The organism is Occallatibacter sp., from assembly GCF_049802275.1.
Classification (GTDB): domain Bacteria; phylum Acidobacteriota; class Terriglobia; order Terriglobales; family Acidobacteriaceae; genus Telmatobacter.
This window is the reverse complement of the sequence record NZ_JBARMD010000437.1, coordinates 1-2777: the sequence shown is the minus strand read 5'-3', so window position 1 is coordinate 2777 and position 2777 is coordinate 1. Positions and strand designations below refer to the sequence as shown.

The following is a 2777-nucleotide window of genomic DNA, read 5'->3' as shown; positions in this document are numbered from 1 at the left end:
CCCGCGCAATTGCTGCGACAGGAGTAAACGGGAGATCCAGCGCGCAGCTTGCACCCGAACAGGAACTTTCCTATTGCCGGTTTGTCCGTCCAACCCTTGTACCCGGGGCAATTTGGAAGACTGGCTGGTCGCATGCCGCCACCCCAGCCAGATACAATGGGAGTACGCGCGAAAACCGGGCGATTATCGACTTTTCTTTCAATCTGGAGCAGTGCACGTGATACGTATGTTCCGCCGCGGTCTGCGGCTTCAATGGGTTGCCGCGCTCGGCTTCGCTCTTGCGATTCCGGCGCTGGGCGCCACCGCCGCAAGCAAGCAACAAGCCACGCAGACCACTCTCAATGTGGGCACGCGCGATCTGAACGGCAGGACCCAAGCCACACTTTCCATGACGGTTATTGGCGCGGACGGGCAACCAGCAACCGGTGCGATTGCCGTTTCTGATCACGGCAAGCCGCTGGCCGGCTTCGCCCTGGACGCCGAAGGACGCTTGACTGCGACCATCGATCTGGCTCCCGGTGACCACAGCCTTTCCGCGATGTACGTGGGCGATCAGACGCACCTGACTTCAAGCTCCGAGGTCGCGCCGGTTCGCGCGATCGCCGGCACAACACCCGATTTTTCGGTCTCGGTTTCACCGGCCACCATTTCACTCAAACAGGGGCAGTCAGGGTCAGCGACCGTCTCCGTGAGCCCCATCAACGCAGCCTCGCTGACGGGCCCGATGTTCGTCACCATCTCCTGCTCGGGCCTGCCTGACCAGAGCGCCTGCACTTTTACCCCCGAGAACCTTGAGATTCCGATTGGGGCAACGGCCGCCATCAACAGTTCGCTGGTGATTGCCACGCAGGCGACGTCCCTCGTCAAGGCCGAGCCTGTCTTGAAGAGCGGTTCGCGGCCGGTTGCCTGGGCGGTGCTGTTGCCAGGCGCACTCGTTCTGGGCGGATTCGCCTTTGGCGCACGCCGCCGCCGCTTCCTCGGCCGCCTCGTGCTGCTGGCTCTGATCGGCTTTGTTGCGACGCTGGGTACGACTGCCTGCTCGCCGCTCTATTACTACTACAACCATGGTCCGCCGAATAACCTGCCGACTCCTGCTGGCTCTTACACCATCACCGTCGCGGCGCAATCCAGTAACGGCGTTACGGCAACCACCCACAAGACGACCTTCGCGCTGACCGTCACTCAGTAACGCGCAACCGAGCGGATGCATGAGGAACTGGCATCCTTTTCCGACCGCTCTTTACTCATTTGCAGAGCAGACGCCCGGCACTGTGCTGCTGGAAAGCTCGCGCCCTGGCGCAGCCATTTTCAGTCGCGTCTTTACGGATCCGGTAGGCGTTTTTGAATCGCGCATTCCGGCCGATATTGGAGCCTTGTTCCCGAAGATTGAAGACGCGGTGCATCGGGGAAACTTCGTCGCCGGCTTTCTCGCCTACGAGTGTGGAACATTCTTCGAGCCTAGTGCCCCTCTCCGATCTGGCCAGGGCAACGAACCCCTCGCATGGTTCGGCATCTACGAGCGCTGCTACCGCTTCGATCACACAACGGGTAGATTCCTCGATGGTGAACCGACGAATCTTGGCTCGTCTCTTGAGCCTTCGGCCGCCTCTTCCCCAGAGACGTCGCTCGCCCTTGACGAACAGCAGTTCATGGCACGCATCGAGCAGATTCATGAGTGGATTCGCGCCGGAGATGTGTATCAGCTCAATTTCACGTTCCCGATGCATGTAAAAACCGAATTGCGCCCCGCGATGCTTTACAGTCGCCTTCGCACCGCGCAGCCAGTCGATTACGGCGCGTTCCTGCACTGCCAGCAGGGCCGGCACATCCTGTCGCTTTCACCTGAACTGTTCTTCCGCGTGCGACAGGAAGGCGACAAGCGCCGCATCACCACGCAGCCCATGAAAGGCACGGCACGGCGCGGACGAACCACCAACGAAGATCGTGAGATCGCCGAAAGTCTGGCCAGCGACCCGAAGAATTGCGCTGAAAACGTGATGATCGTCGATCTCATTCGCAACGATCTCGGACGTATTTGTGAGTTCGGCACCGTGCACGTGGATAAGCTGTTCGACGTTGAGCGTTACCCCACGCTCTGGCAGATGACTTCAACCGTCACCGGCGAACTGCAACCCAACATTGGATATGAGCAGATCTTCCGCGCCCTGTTTCCCTGCGGTTCCATCACTGGCGCTCCGAAGATCCGTGCCATGCAACTGCTCGCACAAATCGAAGACAATCCACGCGGAGTCTATACCGGCGCCATCGGATTCTTCTCGCGGGAGGAAACCGTCTTCAATGTAGCCATCCGCACCCTCGTGCTCCAAGACGGCGAATCAACCATGGGTGTGGGTGCCGGCATTGTCATCGATTCCGACCCGGCGGCAGAGTTTCGCGAATGCAGGCTCAAGGCTGAGTTTCTTACACGCGCAACCGAACCGTTCTCCCTGATCGAGACAATTCGCTGGGATGGCACGTATCCGCTGATCGAACTGCATCTCGACCGGCTTGCGGACTCGGCGGACTATTTCGCTTTTCAGTGCGACAAGAATGCGGTCAGATCTGCTCTGCTTGAGGAGGCTTCTCTGTTTACCGACCGACGTCCGCGCAAAGTGCGCCTGCTTCTGGATTCCGATGGCACGGCTCGCATCGCTTCTGAGCCCATCGTCGATCTTTCGAGCCGTGGCACCGCCCGCGTCTGCATCGCCGCCGAACGCACTGACCCAAATGACCAATTTCTCTTCCATAAGACTACGAATCGCAAACTCTACAATTCC

Annotated in this window: 3 protein-coding genes; all 3 read left to right on the top strand. The window is 59.6% G+C overall.

Annotation, left to right across the window (positions count from 1 at the left end; genetic code table 11):
- A partial coding sequence (locus WA354_RS15290) for a hypothetical protein (RefSeq protein ID WP_472813884.1) occupies nucleotides 1–221 on the top strand: 221 nt, incomplete at its 5' end.
- Entirely contained in the window at nucleotides 212–1189 is a 978-nt protein-coding gene (locus WA354_RS15285; RefSeq protein WP_472813883.1) for an Ig-like domain-containing protein, read from the top strand. The genes WA354_RS15290 and WA354_RS15285, both read left to right, overlap by 10 nt.
- A gap of 19 nt (nucleotides 1190–1208) precedes the next feature.
- Nucleotides 1209–2777: aminodeoxychorismate synthase component I (gene pabB / locus WA354_RS15280; RefSeq protein ID WP_472813882.1), on the top strand; the 1569-nt coding region annotated here is incomplete at its 3' end.